At 60.8% G+C, this 18,337-nt stretch carries 17 protein-coding genes; 6 read left to right on the forward strand and 11 right to left on the reverse strand.

Going from position 1 to position 18,337, the window contains the following annotated elements:
• Positions 1–2: 2 nt before the first annotated feature.
• The 8 genes from RBT76_07270 to RBT76_07305 all read right to left on the reverse strand — a co-directional run bounded on the left by RBT76_07270 (position 3) and on the right by RBT76_07305 (position 9,058).
• Complete coding sequence (locus RBT76_07270; protein ID MDX9857571.1) at positions 3–464, reverse strand: FixH family protein; 462 nt, start codon at positions 462–464, stop codon at positions 3–5.
• On the reverse strand, positions 461–1,876 hold the full coding sequence (ccoG, locus tag RBT76_07275) for a cytochrome c oxidase accessory protein CcoG (protein MDX9857572.1): 1,416 nt from the start codon (positions 1,874–1,876) through the stop codon (positions 461–463). Before ccoG ends, RBT76_07270 begins: the two co-directional genes overlap by 4 nt.
• Positions 1,877–1,886: 10 nt before the next feature.
• Positions 1,887–2,561 (reverse strand): cbb3-type cytochrome c oxidase N-terminal domain-containing protein, encoded by a 675-nt coding sequence (locus RBT76_07280; GenBank protein MDX9857573.1) that lies wholly within the window; start codon positions 2,559–2,561, stop codon positions 1,887–1,889.
• A 2-nt stretch (positions 2,562–2,563) separates the two neighbouring features.
• The gene (locus RBT76_07285; protein ID MDX9857574.1) at positions 2,564–2,767 is read right to left on the reverse strand and encodes a cbb3-type cytochrome c oxidase subunit 3; all 204 of its coding nucleotides are present in this window, start codon (positions 2,765–2,767) and stop codon (positions 2,564–2,566) included.
• A gap of 9 nt (positions 2,768–2,776) precedes the next feature.
• On the reverse strand, positions 2,777–4,930 hold the full coding sequence (gene ccoN / locus RBT76_07290) for a cytochrome-c oxidase, cbb3-type subunit I (protein ID MDX9857575.1): 2,154 nt from the start codon (positions 4,928–4,930) through the stop codon (positions 2,777–2,779).
• 12 nt (positions 4,931–4,942) lie between these two features.
• Positions 4,943–5,113 carry a cbb3-type cytochrome oxidase assembly protein CcoS gene (gene ccoS, locus RBT76_07295; protein MDX9857576.1) on the reverse strand — a complete coding sequence of 57 codons (171 nt, stop codon included), beginning with the start codon at positions 5,111–5,113 and terminating at the stop codon, positions 4,943–4,945.
• Between the two features lie 2 nt (positions 5,114–5,115).
• Entirely contained in the window at positions 5,116–7,530 is a 2,415-nt protein-coding gene (locus tag RBT76_07300; GenBank protein MDX9857577.1) for a heavy metal translocating P-type ATPase, read from the reverse strand.
• A 151-nt stretch (positions 7,531–7,681) separates the two neighbouring features.
• Entirely contained in the window at positions 7,682–9,058 is a 1,377-nt protein-coding gene (locus RBT76_07305) for a sigma-54 dependent transcriptional regulator (GenBank protein ID MDX9857578.1), read from the reverse strand.
• Positions 9,059–9,425: 367 nt separating this feature from the next.
• Here RBT76_07305 and RBT76_07310 point away from each other — a divergent pair, with 367 nt between their 5' ends.
• Genes RBT76_07310 through hypE form a run of 6 tightly spaced genes read left to right on the forward strand, consistent with a single transcriptional unit; the run spans position 9,426 to position 15,301 of the window.
• Positions 9,426–9,803: a hydrogenase maturation nickel metallochaperone HypA gene (locus RBT76_07310; GenBank protein ID MDX9857579.1), complete on the forward strand. Its 378-nt coding sequence runs from the start codon at positions 9,426–9,428 to the stop codon at positions 9,801–9,803.
• A 9-nt stretch (positions 9,804–9,812) separates the two neighbouring features.
• The gene (gene hypB / locus RBT76_07315; protein ID MDX9857580.1) at positions 9,813–10,508 is read left to right on the forward strand and encodes a hydrogenase nickel incorporation protein HypB; all 696 of its coding nucleotides are present in this window, start codon (positions 9,813–9,815) and stop codon (positions 10,506–10,508) included.
• Positions 10,492–12,837 carry a carbamoyltransferase HypF gene (gene hypF, locus RBT76_07320; GenBank protein ID MDX9857581.1) on the forward strand — a complete coding sequence of 782 codons (2,346 nt, stop codon included), beginning with the start codon at positions 10,492–10,494 and terminating at the stop codon, positions 12,835–12,837. Before hypB ends, hypF begins: the two co-directional genes overlap by 17 nt.
• A 3-nt stretch (positions 12,838–12,840) precedes the next feature.
• Positions 12,841–13,128, forward strand: a complete 288-nt coding sequence (locus tag RBT76_07325) for a HypC/HybG/HupF family hydrogenase formation chaperone (GenBank protein MDX9857582.1) — start codon at positions 12,841–12,843, stop codon at positions 13,126–13,128.
• Entirely contained in the window at positions 13,125–14,240 is a 1,116-nt protein-coding gene (gene hypD / locus RBT76_07330) for a hydrogenase formation protein HypD (GenBank protein ID MDX9857583.1), read from the forward strand. Before RBT76_07325 ends, hypD begins: the two co-directional genes overlap by 4 nt.
• Entirely contained in the window at positions 14,237–15,301 is a 1,065-nt protein-coding gene (gene hypE / locus RBT76_07335) for a hydrogenase expression/formation protein HypE (GenBank protein ID MDX9857584.1), read from the forward strand. Before hypD ends, hypE begins: the two co-directional genes overlap by 4 nt.
• 14 nt (positions 15,302–15,315) lie before the next feature.
• Here the strand turns inward: hypE and RBT76_07340 are convergent, their stop codons facing one another.
• From RBT76_07340 to RBT76_07350, 3 genes are all read right to left on the reverse strand, one after another.
• Positions 15,316–17,070 (reverse strand): hypothetical protein, encoded by a 1,755-nt coding sequence (locus RBT76_07340; GenBank protein MDX9857585.1) that lies wholly within the window; start codon positions 17,068–17,070, stop codon positions 15,316–15,318.
• A gap of 85 nt (positions 17,071–17,155) precedes the next feature.
• Complete coding sequence (locus tag RBT76_07345; protein MDX9857586.1) at positions 17,156–17,515, reverse strand: hypothetical protein; 360 nt, start codon at positions 17,513–17,515, stop codon at positions 17,156–17,158.
• A gap of 218 nt (positions 17,516–17,733) precedes the next feature.
• The coding region (locus tag RBT76_07350; GenBank protein ID MDX9857587.1) for a YbbC/YhhH family protein at positions 17,734–18,337 on the reverse strand (604 nt) is incomplete at its 5' end.

An 18,337-nucleotide genomic window follows, 5' to 3' on the forward strand; every position in this document is an offset into this window, starting at 1 on the left:
ACCTAATCGACAAACACAACGTTTTCATGGTAATAGTCCGCATCACCCAGGCGCCACTCCACCTTCACCCGCCACAGCCCCCGCGCCAGGCTCGCGGTCGACACATACTGCCGAGACCTCTCGTCGGTTTGAATCGGAACGACCACATCCTTGCCGGCGTCCGACGGCCGGAATAGCGTAATTGTCCCGCCGGGCACGGCCGCGTCGGACGCGGGGAATGTCACCGTGATCTGCTGCTGGAGGCGTTCGTATAGTATCGTCGGCGACTTCTCGAGACTCTCTGCCCGGTTCATGCGGTCTATCCGCTGTTGGTAGCGCTGCCCCTTCTGGTAGTAATCCGGTTCTACGAGATCCATGCTCTGAACCGAAGCAAACACCACCAGCGCCAGCACGAATACCACAAACACGCCGTACAAAGCCCACACGCCGGTACCCCAGCCGGCGTTGACGTTTTGTTTGCTCACGGCTCAGCTCTCCTTCCCGGCCCCATAAACGACGTACGAACGGTTTCTACCACTTCGCCCGCCGAGTACACCTCGATCGTGACAAGGGTCGATTGACTGAAAATCTGGTCGCGTGGGATATCGACAAAAAAGGCCGACTCCACCATGCCGTCGGGCTCCACCACCAGCCCCGTACCCACCATCTGTACAGTCGCCGAGCGCGGCGCGGCCGCGCGCAGCTCCACCGGCACGCGCTCGAATGACTTATTGATAATCTTCACCGTATACAGGTTGCGTATCCTGCCGTCCTCGGTCTCCGTATACATCGACCCCGGTGTTCGAAGCACCGTGGTCTCCACCGAGGAACGGGTCACCAGAAGGTATGTCAGCAGTGACGACAGCAGGACAAACACCACCGTGTACAGGGCGACTCGTCCGGTAATGCGGAATCGCCGACCGTGGGTGATTGCCGCCTCCGACGAGTACCGTATCAGCCCCTCGGGAAGCCCCACCTTACGCATCGTCCGATTGCACGCATCGATACAGGCCGTGCAGTTGACACACTCGAGCTGCGTGCCGTTGCGAATGTCAATACCGGTCGGACAGACGTGCACGCAGGCCAGGCAGTCGACGCAGTCGCCGAGCTCGGCTGCGCGCGATCCGCGTTCCATCGGGGCGCGCGGCTCGCCTCGCGTGCGGTCATACGCGACCACGATGGAGTTGGCGTCGATCAGCACACCCTGGAGCCGCCCGTACGGACACACCAGCGTGCAGGCCTGCTCGCGGAACCACGCAAACACGAAGTAGAACAAGAAACTGAAAGACAACACCGCCACAAACCCGGCCAAGTGCTCGGTCGGGGAAGCTGTCACGATCCGAAACAATTGATCCGTTCCTATGATGTATGCGAGGAAAGTGTTGCCGATCAGAAACGAAATGCCGAAAAACAGCACGGCCTTGACACTACGCTTGAAAACCTTCTCGGTATTCCATGCCTGCGCCGCCAGCTTGCGCTGTCGGGCGGGCCCGCCTTCGATCCAGTACTCGATCCGGCGAAAGACCATTTCGAGAAACACCGTCTGGGGACAGATCCACCCGCAGAACAACCGACCGAACACCGCCGTGAACAGGACGACAAACACGAGGAACGTAATGAGTGCGAGCCCGAACAGGTAAAAGTCCTGCGGCCAGAAGACCAGGCCGAAAATGATGAACTTGCGATCGAGGACGTTCAGAAGAACCAGCGGTTCACCGTTAACCCTGACAAACGGAGCGCCGAACAGAAACGCCAGCAGAAACACCGCGACGACCGTCCGAGCCGAATACAGCCGCCCTTTCGGCTTTGCGGGGAATATCCAGATACGTCGCCCGGACTTCTCCGCGGTCGCGATCGTGTCCCGAAAACTGTTCTGTTCGGTTGAATGCTGCACCATCCCGCCTCGCTTACTGTACGATCAATTCGCCCTGCGGCGGCTTCGGATTCGGTGGAGTCGTACCACGCAACGACTGCACGAAACTTGCCACTTCGAGAATCTGGTCCGGGCTCAACTGCCCGCGCCATGCAATCATGCCTTGCGACGGCCATCCGTAGATGACCGACTTGGTGATGCCGGAGAAGGTCCCGCCGTGCAGCCAGTAGTCGTCGGTGAGGTTCGGCCCTATTCCTCCTTCCCCCCGCGCACCGTGACACTGGGCGCAGTTGCGCGTGTAAATCACCTGGCCGGCGGCCAGACGCTCCGGCTCCGTCAACGCAACGTACTGCGTGGTGTCCGTCTCCGGCGTCAACTCGACATACGGCTTGACTTCGCCCGAGGCGAAAAGCGCGCGGTACGGCGTCTGGTCCCGTCGCGGAGCGAACCACGGCGAACGGTACTCCGGCAACACCCCCAGCACGCGACTGTCCGCCGATGAAATCCGCACGAACGTGGGATCGACCTCGGCCAGATACTGCTCCGCCTGCGAATACCCGATTCCCGTAACGTGGTAATACAGCATGTAAAGCACGGCATAAACGATTGTCAGGTAAAACAACCCCAGCCACCAGCGCGGGAGATTGTTGTCCAATTCCCTGATCCCGTCGTACTCGTGATCCAGCAGCCCGTCGACATGTTCAGCCATGACTACTTACTCCCTGCCTGTTCAGTGTGATCACCGGTGCGCTCCGTCCCGTCCTCCAGCGGCAGCCTGCTGAAAAAAGCAATGTCTTCCTTACGCAGACGGACTACCCGGATACCGATCATGACAGCCGCCGCAAGGAACAGGACCAGCGCCACAACAGGATACTGCTCCACGCCCGCTATCGACTGCAAAACGTCTTTATACATCGCGCCCTCCTACATCCCCGCCTGTGCGGCGGACTGCGCCTTGATATCCGTGCCGAGACGCTGCAGGTAGGCAATCAAGGCGACAATCTTCGCGTGCCTGTCCACCGTTATATCGGGATCCTGGCTTCGAAGCGCCGTCACGATCCCCTCGGCAATCGTCTCCGCCTGCCGGTTCAAATCATCGATCGCGTCGGCGTCGTACCCCTCGGGATACGGCACGCCCAGTTGCTGCATCACCCGTATCTTCGACGGTATGACACGCACGTCGATCATATCGGTCGCCAGCCACGGGAACGGCGGCATCAGCGATCCGTACGACGTCGATGTCGGGTCGATCATGTGATTGTAATGCCAGGCGTCCGGGTACTTGCCGCCCACCCGGTGCAGGTCCGGCCCGGTCCGCTTGGATCCCCACTGGAACGGATGATCGTACACATATTCGCCCGCTTTTGAATATTCGCCGTACCGTTCGGTCTCGGAGCGGAAGGGCCGCACCATTTGGGAGTGGCAATTGTAGCAACCCTCGGCGACATAAATGTCCCGCCCCTCCAGCTCGAGCGGCGTGTACGGTCGCACGCTCGCAATCGTCGGAATGTTCGACTTGACCAGGAACGTCGGAACAAATTCGATAATCCCGCCGATCAGGATCGCGATCAGCGACAGGATCGTAAACTGGACCGGCTTGCGCTCCAACCAGCGATGCCGGTACGGATGTCCTTCTTCTTCATGCGTCAGATCGACCAGTGCGGGCGCCTGCGCCTCTTCATTCTGCAGCAGCGATCCCTGCTTGACCGTCATGCGAAGGTTGTACGCCATCAACAGCACACCGATCAAGTACAAACCGCCGCCGACCGCCCTGGTGACGTACATCGGGACGATCTGCAGCACCGTCTCGAGAAAGTTGCCGTACTGCAGCACGCCGTCGGCCGTGAACTGCTTCCACATCAGGCTCTGGGTGATGCCGGCGAAATACAGCGGCACCGCGTACAACAGAATCCCCAGAAAACCTATCCAGAAGTGATATTCGGCCAGCTTCCGGGAAAACAACTGTGTCCGGTACAGCTTCGGTATCAGCCAGTAGAGAATCCCAAAGGTCAAAAAGCCGTTCCACCCCAGCGCGCCGACATGGACATGGGCAATCGTCCAGTCGGTGAAATGAGAAATGGCGTTGACCGACTTGATCGACAGCATCGGCCCCTCAAACGTCGCCATCCCGTATGCCGTCACCGCCACCACCATGAACTTCAACACGGGATCGTCGCGCACCTTGTCCCAGGCGCCTCGAAGCGTCAGCAGACCGTTGAGCATTCCGCCCCACGACGGAGCGATCAACATCAGCGAAAACACCATCCCCAGCGACTGCGCCCAGTCCGGCAGCGAGGAATACAACAGATGATGCGGACCGGCCCATATGTAGATGAAAATGAGCGACCAGAAGTGCACGATCGACAACCGGTACGAGAAGACCGGCCGGTTGGCCGCCTTCGGCAAAAAGTAATACATCAACCCCAGATACGGCGTGGTCAGGAAGAACGCCACCGCGTTGTGCCCGTACCACCACTGCACGAGCGCATCCTGCACGCCGGCATAGACCGGGTAACTCTTGAGAAACGTCACCGGTAATTCAATCGAATTGACCACATGCAGGACTGTCACCGTCACGAACGTCGCGATGTAAAACCAGATCGCGACATACATATGCCGCTCCCGGCGCCGCATGATCGTGCCGATCATGTTCCATCCGAACACGATCCACACGATCGCAATCGCGATATCGATCGGCCATTCCAGTTCCGCGTACTCCTTGCCGGTCGTGTAGCCCGAGGTCAGCGTCAGCACGGCGGCCAGGATTATCAGCTGCCACCCCCAGAAATTGATCGCGCTGAGCGTATCGCTGTACATCCGTGCCTTGCACAGCCGCTGCAGCGAATAGTACACGCCCATGAATATGCCGTTGCCCACAAAGGCGAATATCACGCCGTTCGTATGGACCGGGCGGATCCGGCTGAACGTCGTATGCCCGATCCCGAAATTCAACTCCGGCAAAAACAACTGCAATGCGGCGAGCAACCCCACCAGCATCCCGACCGCCCCCCACACGGCCGTTGCAATGGCGAAATTGCGGACGATCCTGTTGTCATACGAAAATGACTCAACCGCCATACCGTTCCTCCGTCACGATTCTCTATGTTCTTTCTTTTTTGTTCTCTGATGTTCAAACAGCATCCGGATCGCCGGCGTGAACACGTCGTCGAACTGCCCGCTCCGGACCGCCCAGAAAAAGGCCGCCAGAAACCCCAGCGCGACCACCAGCGAAAACCCGATCAATACGTACATGACGTCCATCGTTACGCCAACCCCTCCCTGCGCGCCATCCTGCTGATCGCGACCGTCGAGAGCGCCACGACCGTCACCGAACTCACCGGCATCAGGATCGCCGCGAGCACCGGCGACAACAGACCCTGTACCGCGAAATACAACCCGATCGCGTTGTACAGAAGCGAAACGCCAAAACACACCTTTATCACGCCGACACTCCGCCGGGCGAGCCGAAGTGCCGACGGCAGCCGGGGCAGCGCGTTGGCCCTCACGATACCGTCCGATGCCGGCGAGAAAGCCGCGTCGTCCTCGGTCACGGCAATTCCAACCTGGGCGACGCTCAGTGCACCGGCGTCGTTCAAACCGTCCCCCACCATCAGCGTCTTCGCTCCCCGAGCCGTGAGCTTCTCGATATAATCGCGTTTGTCATGCGGCGACTGGCGGAATCGAAGCTCCACCCCTTCGCCGAAAATCGGCGCCAACCGGGCGCGCTCGCTCTCCGTGTCGCCGGACAACATGCCCAAACGGTAGCGTTCCCCCAGCGACGAGATTATCTCGCGAAGCCCCTCCCTGATAGTACTCGTATACCGGAACCAGCCGAGCGGACGCCCGTCGATCGCAACGTAGACGCGCATTTCCGACGGCAGCAGATCACCCCTGCCGCCTTCGTCTGCGTGTCCGGTCCAGGCCGCACTCCCGAGACGGATTGTCCGGCCGTCGACCACCCCTTCAATCCCCCTGCCGCTCACCTCGCGAAACCCGGACAGTTCGCTTTTGCTGCCATCGCCCGACAACCGGGATAACGGCGACGCCAGCGGATGTGTCGAATGACTCGCCAGCAGCGCGATCGCCGTTCGCTCCGTCTCAGCAAGCGGTTCTCCCACGTACTCGGGCTCCCGACTTCCCGCAACCGTGATGGTACCGGTTTTATCGAACAGGATGTGATCGACATCGGCGAGCCGCTCGATGACGCCCGGATCCTTCAGAAACAGACCGTTTCGGCCGAGCCATCGATGCAGCGTCCCCAGCGTGAATGGCGTGGCCAAAGCCAGCGCGCAGGGACACGCGATAACCAGCACCGCCGTCGCGGCGTCGAACGCCGTACCGATATCGACAAACGCCCACGCCACGCCCGTTGCCGTCGCCAGGCCGATGATTCCCGGCGTGAACCAGCGACTCACGCGGTTGGCCAGGCTCGTCAGATCGTCGGCAAGCGGCGGTGACGCCTGCGCGTTCCATAACTGAATGAGATAGCTCTGCGACGGTTCTTTGACCACATCCAGCTCCAGCCGCTGTCCCGCCTGACGCCCCCCCGCATACACGCGCTCGCCCGCGCGAACGCGAACCGGCTCGCTTTCCCCCGTGACGAAGCTGTAGTCGATCAGCGCCTCGCCGCGAATCAGCACCGAGTCCGCTGGAATGAGTTCCCCGTTGCGGATATACAGGCGGTCGCCTGCCCGAAGCTGATCCAGCGACCGGGTGACCTCCCGCCCCCCGTCTCGCACATGGACCGCTATCGGGAAATAGGTCTGGTAATCATTGTCGAACGACAGCGCCGCGTACGTCTTGCGCTGGTACAGCCGACCCAGCAGAAGGAAAAAGACCAGTCCGCACAACGAGTCCATGTAGCCGGCCTGTCCGAGCGCGAGGATGTCGTACGTCGAACGGATAAACAGAATCGTGATGCCGAGCGCGATCGGCACATCCATGGTCACCGTCCGGTAACGCCATCCCCGAATCGCCGATCGGAAAAATTCGGCGCTGCTGTACAGCACAACCGGCAGCGACAACAGGATGGTCAGGTAGCTGAAATACCGAACGTACCGCGGATCGGACGTTGCCTCAAGCCCGAGATAATGCGGAAAACTCAGCAGCATCACGTTACCGAAACAGAACCCCGCAAGCGCGACACGGCCGTACAACGCGCGCATGGACCGATCGGGACGTTTCCCGTCCAGCTGCTTCAGGGTGATTTCGGGCGCGTAACCGAGCGACGCCAGCAATTCGACCAGCTGGCGAAGGCTCGTGCGCGACGGGTCGAACACGACAGACAGCGTACGCCGTGGGAAATCCACCCGCGTCTCGGCGAGCCCGTCCGTAAACGCGTGCAGGTTCTCCAGGAGCCACACGCACGAACTGCAGTGCATTTGGGGAATGCGCAGATGAATACGGGCCGCCGACGCACTTCGGAAGTCAAGCAGCCGGTCGAGTACCGACTCGTCGTCAAGATAGGTGTACGAACTGTCCGGCGAGAAAGCACCCGGCTTCAAACCGGGCCGGGCCCCCAGGCGGTAGTACTCCCCGAGATCCTTGTCGTGCAGCAACTCGTACACGGTCCGACAGCCGGCACAACAAAACACGGCGCCGGATTGGTCGCAGATCTCCGGGCCGCAGGGATCGCCACAATGGGCACACACCGATACCGCTGTTAACGCTTGTTCCATACACCGCTGCCGTGCATGGAGCAATATATACACTATTGGCCGGGGATTGGCAATATAAAGTCTGAGATGGACCCACAAAGCCCAACATTTACGATGGTCGCCCGAGGGAAAACCATACAAAAAAGTAGACTATCCGGCCCTCGAATCCCCCTCAGTCGTCGGCAATGTCCAGCTCCTTCACGAGCCGGCGAAGGTTGGCCGGATCGACCTTCAGCGCTCGCGCCGCGGCGTTTTTGTTGTTGCCGCACCGGGCCAGCGCGGACCGCACCAGATTGCGGCGAAACTGCCGGGTCGCCTCCGCCAGCCCTGGATCATCCCCTTCAACATCATCAACCGGCTCTTTCATCTCCAGCACGCGACGAACATCCTCGGCAAGAATCACCCCGGAATCGACATGCAGCAGAAGATCTTTGATTCGCTCATCTACCTGGCGAACGTTGCCGCGCCAGTCGAACGTCGTAAAAACCGTCATCGCCTCCGGATCGATCAGCCGCGGCGGCAAACCCTTGCCGACCGTCTGCCGTTCCACGAACGCTTCCACCAGCAGCGGGATGTCCTCGCGGCGGTCGCGAAGCGGCGGCACATCGATCTGCACCACCTTCAGGCGAAAATAGAGATCTTCCCGAAACGTACCGTGCGCGATCATCTCTTCCAGATTGCGATTTGTCGCACAGATAACTCTCGCGCTGGTGCGGTGCCAGTCCGTCGACCCCAGCATCTGATACTCCCCGGTATCCAGGACCCGAAGTAGTTTTGCCTGCGTCCCGAGGTCCAGATCGCCGATCTCATCGAGGAATATCGTCCCGCGGTCGGCATACTCGAAATGTCCGATTCGTCGATTCTTCGCATCGGTGAAGGCCCACTTGACGTGCCCGAACAATTCCGACTCAACCAGATCACGCGACTTGTGCCAGCACTGAAACGGAACGAACGGGCCGGCGCGGCGATCGCTGGCGTTGTGAATCGCACGAGCCACCAGCTCCTTCCCCGTGCCGGATTCTCCCCGTATCATCACCTTGTTGTCTGACCGGGCCACCCGGTAGATGAGACGGAATACGTCCTTCATCACCTCCGACCGGCCGATCATCTGGTAGGCGCCCTGCGCGATCTCCAGCAGGCGGGCGCTGTCCTGCTCGAGGCGATACATCTCGACCGCGTTGCGCACGTGGCAAATCAAATCGCCGACCGGACCCGCCTTCTCGATGCACGCAAACAAACTCTCCACGAAATCGCCGTCGTCTGCGTTGATATCGCCAAGATACGCCGAGTTGAGTATGATCTTCGTGAGCGGAGACAGTTTTCGGATCTCTCTGGCCGCCGTGAAGCCGTCCATTTTCGGCATCCGCTTGTCCATGACCGTGACCGCGATTTGCTCCGCCGTTCGGACAACCTCAATCGCCTCGCCGCCCGACGGCACTGCAATCACGTCGTAGTCAAAGGACAGAAGCGTCTGCAGTGTCTTCAGTGCGTCCCGATCGTCGTCGACGACAAGCACCTTGACGTCGCCTGTGTGGTTGGATTCCCCCACTGATGTGCCCTCAGATAAGTTTGATGATCTTTCGCAACAGTTCAAAGACTCGCGTGAGCTTGCCCGCCCGGCGACCGTCAACACGTCTCGTCTCGGATGCTTTTTCTCTGCCCCTTGTTGTAGCCCGACATGACGAGCGGCCGACGCACGCTCCGGCAAGAACGCGGACAATCACCGCTCCTTTACCCGGTGAAAACGAACATAACTCTTGGATCCACAAGCGTCAAGTCCGATAGGCCGCATCAGCATCCGGCCCGTGACGCCTCCGACAGCAAATCCGTGCCGTTTGCATTCTCCTTGCCGTTTTCCGAAAAACTCGTATATTTCCATCCAGATTGCGGAAAGCCGCAGTCTCGGAGGTGCCGCCTTGCACGAGTTATCGATCGCGAAGTCGATTGTCGACTCGGTCCTCGCCTCAGTTGCCGAGCGACCGTCCGCCGCTATTGCCTCCGTCCATCTTCGTATCGGTGAGCTGACCGATATCGCCGCCGATGCACTCGAATTCGGATTCTCCGTCCTCTCCCGTGGAACGCGACTCGAACACACGACCCTTCGCATAGAATCCGTCCCGATCGTCACCCGATGCAACGCCTGCCGGCAGACATTCACCGTTGAGGACTATCTCTTCGTCTGCCCGGCATGCAACAGCGGCGACCTTCACATGCTGCACGGCGATGAACTGGAAATCGACCACGTGATTCTCAACGAACCCGACCACCCCGACACGAATCATCCTCGAAAATGAGACGGTACCATGGAAGAAAGACTGAACATACAGCAGAAGGTTCTCTCCGAAAACGACCGGTTGGCCGCGGAGGTGCGCAGCCGCCTGCACGAACTCAGGGTCCTGACGCTTAACCTCGTCAGTTCACCGGGCTCCGGCAAAACGAGCCTGCTCGAACGAACGATGCGGGACATCGGGAACACCGTGCGGATTGCGGTCGTCGCCGGCGACGTCCAGACTGAAAACGATGCAAGGAGGATCACCCGGGCGGGCGGCACCGTCGTCCGGCCCATCATCACCAACGGCAAGTGTCACCTCGACGCACGCATGGTCCTCGACGTCGTTGCCAACATCGACCTGCACGAGGCCGACCTGCTCTTTATCGAAAACGTCGGAAATCTCGTTTGCCCGTCAAGCTACGATCTGGGCGAAGACATGAAGGTCGTGCTGATCAGCACCACCGAAGGCGACGACAAGCCGCTGAAATACCCGGGCATGTTTCGGCGTTCCTCGGCGATGGTCATCAACAAGACCGACTTGCTCGGTCTGTCGGACTTCGACCTTCAGGCCGTCACCAGAAACGCGCTGTCAATCAACGGCCGCCTGCATATCATGTCGCTGTCGTGCCGAACCGGCGACGGCCTCGATAACTGGTATGCCTGGCTGCGCGATCGTGTGGACGCAAAAAAACGCGGGGAGCCCGTGATTGATGAGCACGCCGGCTGACACGAGCATGACCGCTCTCGGACAAAAATCGACCCGCATCCGCCGTCGCATCCGGATCGGCGGCACCGTTCAGGGCGTCGGCTTCCGGCCATTCGTCTACCGACTGGCGCAGGAGTCCGGCCTCACCGGACTGGTGCGAAACGATGAGTCGGGAGTCTACATCGAAGTCGAAGGTGCGCGGGAAGCGGTCACCTCGTTTGAGTCGCACTTGACCGCATCGCCTCCCCCGCTGGCGTCGATCGACAGCGTAGTCACGGAATCGATCCCGATCGCCAATGACCTTCACTTCTCCATTGAGCACACTCGACGGGATCACGATGCTGTCACACAGATCTCGCCCGACATAGCCGTCTGCGACGACTGTCTTCGCGAGATGAACGACTCCAGCGACCGACGCTTCCGGTATCCGTTCATCAACTGCACCAACTGCGGTCCCCGATATACGATAATCGATAAGATCCCGTACGACCGCCCGTACACGTCGATGAAGATCTTTCCCATGTGCGCTGCGTGCGAAAAGGAATATCACGACCCGTCCGACCGCCGCTTCCACGCACAGCCGGTCTCCTGCCCGGAGTGCGGTCCACGGCTGTGGCTCCGCGATGGTCAGGGAGAGCGCATCTCCGATAATCCGATTGGTGACACGATCGATTGTATAGTGAACGGCGCCGTTGTCGCTATTCGAGGGTTGGGCGGTTTTCACCTTGCCGTTGACGCATGTAACGACGATGCCGTGCGCCGCCTCCGCGCGCGAAAAGCCCGCGAAGACAAACCGCTGGCGCTTCTCATGCCCGATCTTGAGACCGCTCGGCGGTTCTGCGCAATCTCGGACATCGAAGCCGGGACGCTCACCAATCCCCGCCGTCCCATCGTCCTGCTCAGAAAGCGACTCGATGGGGCGCAGGTTGCGCCGTCCGTCGCCCCCGACAACAACTATCTTGGCGTCATGCTGCCCTATACGCCTCTGCATCATCTGCTCTTCGACGGCCGCGTGCACGCGCTCGTGATGACCAGCGCGAACATTTCCGATGAACCGATCGCGATCGGCAACGCCGAAGCGCTCGCCCGGCTCGCCGGCATCGCCGACCTCTTTCTCATGCATGACCGAGAGATACTGCAACGCTGCGATGACTCTATCGTCCGTGTGACACGCGGCACACCCGCCCTCATCCGTCGCTCCCGAGGTTACGTCCCCTCGCCGGTTCCTATGCCGATTTCCATAGAGCCCCCTGTACTCGCGTGCGGCGCCGATCTCAAAAACACGATCGCCCTCGCCCGCGAGCGCGGCGCCGTGTTGAGCCAGCACATCGGCGACCTTGACAATCCGGCCGCGCTGGATTTCTTCCGGGAAACGATCGCCCACCTTCAGGCGCTGCTGCAGTTCACTCCCGGCATGATCGCCTGTGACCTTCACCCGGACTATCAGTCCTCGCGCTGGGCGCGTGCGCAAAATCGCATTCCCGTAATCGAGGTCCAGCATCACCATGCCCATCTCGCGTCGGTCATGGCGGAAAACGGCGTCGCCGACCCGACTATCGGCATCATCCTCGATGGAACCGGCTATGGACTCGATGGCACTACCTGGGGCGGAGAAGTCCTCGTCGGAGACTTCCACTCGTTCGACCGCCATGCCTGGCTGACTCCTGTACCCATGCCGGGTGGCGATACCGCAGCCCGCCAACCCTGGCGCATGGCCGTCAGCTATCTCGCACACAGCGGGTTCTCCCTCGAGGATATCACCGCGCTCTCGCCGGCCTGGTCGATTGAGCCGGAAACCGTCGCGCACGTGGTTGCGATGATCGAACGAAGCGTCAATACCCCGCTCAGTTCCGGATGCGGACGGCTGTTTGACGCCGTGGCCGCCATTCTCGGGATCTGCATGCAGAACACGTTCGAAGCTCGGGCGCCCATTGCCCTCGAGATGGCAGCCGGCACGGACCCACTCCTGCAATCTGAATTCGCTTCTTGCAGTACCTCCCGTAACGAAGGTCGCGGTCCTGTCTCCTGCATAGACCTCATTCACGATGTCGTCGACGGCGTTCGGCGCCGTGAATCGACCCGCCGGCTCGCCCGCCGATTCCATGTCGGGCTCGCCGAAAAAGTAATCGCCTGCGCCATCAGCGCCGCCCATACCACCGGTATCAACCGCGTCGCTCTCAGCGGTGGCGTCTTTCAGAACCGCCTTCTGCAGGAATACGTCGCGGGACGTCTGATCGACCGGAACCTTGAGGTCCTCACACACCGGCTTGTTCCTGCAAACGATGGCGGCATAGCCCTCGGGCAGGTGGCGGTCGCGAACGCTCGATACACATCTGCGGAGGTGACTTAACGTATGTGCTTGGCCATTCCCGGAAAAATAGTCTCGACCTCATCATCGCACGGACTTCTCATGGGAGTTGTGGACTACGACGGAACGACGCAAACTGTCTGCCTTGAGTACGTACCCGATGCGGTACCCGGTCAGTACGTTCTTGTCCACGCCGGCTTCGCCATTAATGTCCTCGACGAATCCGAAGCTCGCAAGACCCTCGATCTTTGTCGTGAAATCGCCGCGCACAATGTCGCGCGTGGGTTGGATCCCCTCGGCCGGCCCCCGGAAGAGAAGGATCGCCCCTCATGAAGTACCTCGATGAGTTTCGCGATCCCGCGCTCGCGGCGGCCCTTCTGGACCGCATCCGCGCCACCGTCACCCGTCCATCGGTCATTATGGAAGTCTGCGGCGGTCAGACCCATGCTATCGTGCGCAACGGTATCGACCAGCTTCTGCCCGACAAGATCACCCTCGTCCACGGCCCGGGCTGTCCGGTATGCGTCACCCCGATGTCGACGATCGATGCCGCCATGCACGTCGCCCAACTGCCGAATGTCATCTTCACGTCCTATGGCGACATGCTTCGCGTGCCCGGTTCAACAACCGACTTGCTCTCGCTCAGGGCCGAGGGGGCCGACGTCCGGATTGTGTCCTCGCCGCTCGATGCCATCTCCCTCGCGCGCTCCTGCCCCAATCGCCACGTCGTCTTCTTTGCCGTCGGATTCGAAACGACCGCACCGGCGACTGCGATGGCCGTCCTGCAGGCCCGCACACACCGCCTCACCAACTTCTCCGCACTTGTCGCGCACGTCCTGATACCGCCGGCCATGTCCGCCCTGCTGCAGCTCCCCGGTAACCGGGTCCAGGCCTATCTGGCCGCCGGACATGTCTGCACGGTTACCGGCATAGAACCGTATGATCGGCTCTGTCGCGAGTTCCGCGTTCCCGTCGTCATTTCCGGGTTCGAACCGGTCGACCTGCTCGCCGGAATCCTGTCCGCAGTCGAACAACTTGAAACAGGCGAATCCCGCGTCACCAATGTGTACGCACGCGCTGTCGGCGCCGCCGGCAACACGCACGCACAGGATGCCGTGACCCGCGTGTTTGAAGTTGCCGACCGAGAGTGGCGCGGACTGGGCTCGATCCCGGCCAGCGGTCTTCGCCTCCGGTCCGAATTCGCCGCCTTTGATACTGCGCTGCGATATGATCTTTCACCCGAAGAAACAGCCGACCCGTCCCCGTGCATCAGCGGAGATATTTTGCGCGGAGTAAAAAGACCGTTCGAGTGCCCCGCCTTCGGAACTCGATGCACGCCGGAATCGCCCCTCGGCGCCACGATGGTGTCTTCGGAAGGCGCCTGCGCGGCGTACTACCTGTATCACGGCCGTGGCCGCCACTCCGCCCGGGAGCGTATTACATGAACGACAGGACACAAGGGAGCCCCGGTTCGCCCACCGGACCTTCAGACTCCCGCCCGACAATCCAGCTCGGTCATGGCAGCGGCGGACGCATGACTGCCGACCTCATCCGCACCGTCATCCTGGCCCGCTTCGCCAACCCGACCCTGGCTGCCCTTGATGACAGCGCGGAATTGAATATCGATGGCGCCCGGCTCGCCTTTACGACCGACTCCTTCGTTGTCGATCCGATCTTCTTCCCCGGCGGCGATATCGGCGATCTCGCCGTCAACGGTACGGTCAACGACCTCGCGGTGTGCGGCGCCCTCCCCGGTTTCCTCAGCGCCGCCTTGATTATCGAAGAAGGATTCCCCGTGTCTGACCTCGAAAGAATCGTTTCATCGATGCAACGCGCCGCGCGGACCGCCGACATACAGATCGTCACCGGCGACACCAAAGTCGTCAACCGGGGCAAAGCCGACAAGATATTCGTCAATACCTCCGGCATCGGTGTGATCGGCCGCAATGTCGATCTCGGGCCGGGCCGAGTCAGAGAGGGTGATGTCGTACTCGTCAGTGGACCGATCGGCAACCATGGTATCGCGGTCCTGTCTCAACGCGAAGGCTTCGCGTTTGGAACCGCCGTCACGAGCGACACCGCGCCTCTCACGCCGCTGACTCAGTCGCTCATCAACTCCTGCGGACACAACCTCCGCTTCATGCGCGACCCCACCCGCGGCGGCGTCGCCGCCGTCCTCAACGAATGTGCGGCCGGTGCGGCCGTTCAGATCGAAATCGATGAGTCCGCAATACCGATAGACCCCCCGGTCGCCGCCGCCTGCGAGTTGCTCGGTATCGACCCCCTGCACGTCGCCAACGAGGGAAAGCTGATTGCGATCGTGGACGCGTCGGCCGCCGACATGGCGCTCGAGGCCCTTCGGTCGCACCATATCGGTTCACGCGCTTGTCTGGTCGGGAAAGTGACTGCGGCCGGCGCCGGCGGTCGAGTGACGATGAAAACTCGCCTCGGCGCGCGCCGGATTATCGATGTGCCGCTCGGCGAACAACTCCCCCGCATCTGCTGAACTGAGCTGAATCCTCAATCCGGAGACCGCGAGGCCAAACGGCCCACTGCCTCCCGGAATCGTCCGTGACGGTTGCAACGCTGCACGAACCGCCGTTCGCACGCCCCACCCTTCGCGCGCACTATCCCCGCAAGGTCGGATCGCTCCGTCGCCGACCATCGATGAAGATCCGGAATCATCGCCACGAGCGGCGCCATCCGCTCCAGCGCCGTAATCTCGTCGCTGCTCCAGCGCGACAGACTCCGTATCCCGAGGGCGCGCCTCACCCGCTCGACCGTGTCGGCCAGCCCACGCTGCCGGTCGCCGTCGTACCGCCCGGCAAAGTACTTCGTTACGGCGTAGCCGAGGTTGATGATTGACACTTCTTTCCACTCGGCCGCTGATATGCCGTCGACCGAAAGGACGACATCGCTCTTCGACAACCGCCGCATCGTGCCGATCGGTGTGCGGTACGCCTTGTCGGCACGTTGTCGAGCCACCTCGCGTTCGGCCAGCGCCCGAACACCTGCGTCAAGCGCACGGAATCCGAGCTTGTAGTAAAACCAGAAAGCCCCCGAATACAACGCCTCGTCCTCGCCGTACCCCATCTGCGTGTTCCGTACGAGAAAGACGCGCGACCCGAAATGATGATAAAACAGCCGGAAAAACTGCTCGATGGTGAAGGCCGACTCCCCCGCGCGAAACGCGGGAAAAACGTTTATCGCGATCTCGACCCGATCGAACAGCACCGCCGCGACTCCGTACCCTATCGGCAGATTGTTGCGTACAAGCATCGCCCCAAAATTCGCCTCGATCGGCAGCCGGTCTTCCGCTCTCATCCCGAATATGAATATCGTCAACCCCCGTCCGGCCCGGTATCGGTACACCTCGCCCGGGTTCGCCAGCGTCAGCGGGAACAGCTCCCGGTTGCGCACCGCGAGCACCTCGTTGATCACGCGCACCAAACCCTCCCCCCGCTTCGGCGACTGAAGCTCCAGCGCCGCTGCCGGCGCCCGAAGCGTGCCCGGCAAGTCCTCCGACCGCCGCGCAAACGGACCCGTCTGATAAAACACCCGTCCGCAGGGGACCCGCTGAAGCGTCCGCGATGCGCGCGACCGCTCGAGTCTCCACACGGTCTCGAGCTCCAGACGGTCGAAAAAATGCCTTTTCACGAGGTGCCCGATCGGAGCCCGGTCTATCAAATCGACAATCGTCTTGAGATACCCGCCGGCTTTCGATCTCCGCGCCATCTCCAGCCACTCCGAGGTAGAGCGCTCCTCGTCGTAATCGAGTGCGTCGCTCTCCTGCCACGATACCAATGCGCCGAGAAACTCCGGAAGCGTCTGTTCGATCGCCTTCTCCGCCGCATCGCGGTCGATATCGATTCGGACCGCATGATCGCGCAGCAGGCGCTGCGTCAATTCGTAACTGTAGGGGTGAGTTGTCGTCGTGTAGACTAAACCCGAATTCTCCAGCTTCCGCGCGTGGCGGTCGCGAGTCGTCGTGCGGTAATGCGCCAGTCGGGCGCTCATGCCGCGAAGTTCCGCCTCGGCAAGCGCAAGCACACCTTTGTTGTCCGGGTAGGCTACGAGAAAACAAAGCAGGTCGTGGTAGGCAATGAGATCGGCGGGTCGAACTATGGCCGTCCGTACGAGCGATTCGACAATCGCCTTCTTGCGCCTGGCCGAATTCGCGTCAAACTGCCGGACCAGCGACGACAGTTCGCCGAGTAGCGCGCGAACGTCGCCTCTGCTGCTGCGAGTCGATTGCCGAATAGTCCGGCCAGCCACCGTTTTCCTTTATCGATTGGTTCCGGTTATGACGCGTCCTTCAGAACCCCGCCCGGTGCGAATGGACCCGTCGATTGCGCCGCCGCTACATCGCCGGCCCGCAGCCGGGGTGTGCCGTGGGTGGATGGTCGCGACGGAGCCGCCGCCATTCGGCGGCATGCTTGCGAATCCAGTCGATTACCGCGTGGTCCCCCAAATCCCTTCCCGCCTTTTCGGACTCAATCCACTTGTGCTTCTGGATCTCCGCCCATTGAGCCGTCATGTCCTGCTGAAGCCGCTCGTGCCGCCATTGCGTGGCGTGATATTGGAGCCAGTGCGCTATCGCATACTCCAACCCGACATCATAGCCGGACTGACAGGAAAGGTAGTACTTGTGAATCTCGATCGCTTCCCGCTCTTCCCGGGATAGCTCCTCGCCCATGTCGCTTCGGTCAGTCTCTCCCATGGTGTCAGACGTCCCCTTTTCGCGTTGTAAAAGCACACACGCACAGTAAGTTATCGGCTATCGCCCGAAAAAGCAATAGCCCTCTGCCCGTCCCTGCTGACATTTTCTGACATCCGGCGCCGGGCCCCCGCCCGTAAACCCTCCGACCAGTGCGTGGTGTACGTCCCCGTGCACCACGCACCCCTCCGACCCATGCGTGGCGGGGCGGCCACTGCGTCCTACTCGCCGTGACCAACTCCCAGAATCCGGCCATCGCTCTTCTGGATCTCAATGTATGGCACGCCACCAAGCATATTGGCGGGGATACTGCCTGCAACTGCCCATACCGAATCCAGGATTAACTCAGCGCTGAACGGCCTGCGATCGTATATCCCTTCGCCGTAAATCGGCAGCCAGACCGCTTCCGCTATTCGTATGGCCGTTGCACTGTCTGGAACGCAACCGTCATCCGGTGTAAACATGTTATCTGGACGGTGACTGTGGGGTGGCACGGCCATAGAAGATGGTTGCTCCGTATCGAAACCGAGCAATGGTGTCGAAACGGAGATAATCAAACAGAGCAGTATCACCAGTCTCCAAACGAGTCTCTTGTTGGCTGAAAACGCAGAGTTCATGGTAGCACTCTCGCTATAGTAGGTTAACAACCCAGTCCACGATCTTGTCCCACGTTCCTCTCGTAGGGTCATCGTTAGTTCCCGTAGGGCGGGTCCGTCTTCGATGTACGGTATCATGAGATAGGTAACATGTTCTGTCAGGACATTGGTTACACTTTTGGTGTATCCTGGGTTGAGGAGGAGCCAGGATATGCCGTGGAAGCGAACC

This window comes from Candidatus Zixiibacteriota bacterium (genome assembly GCA_034003725.1).
Lineage (GTDB): Bacteria > Zixibacteria > MSB-5A5 > GN15 > FEB-12 > WJMS01.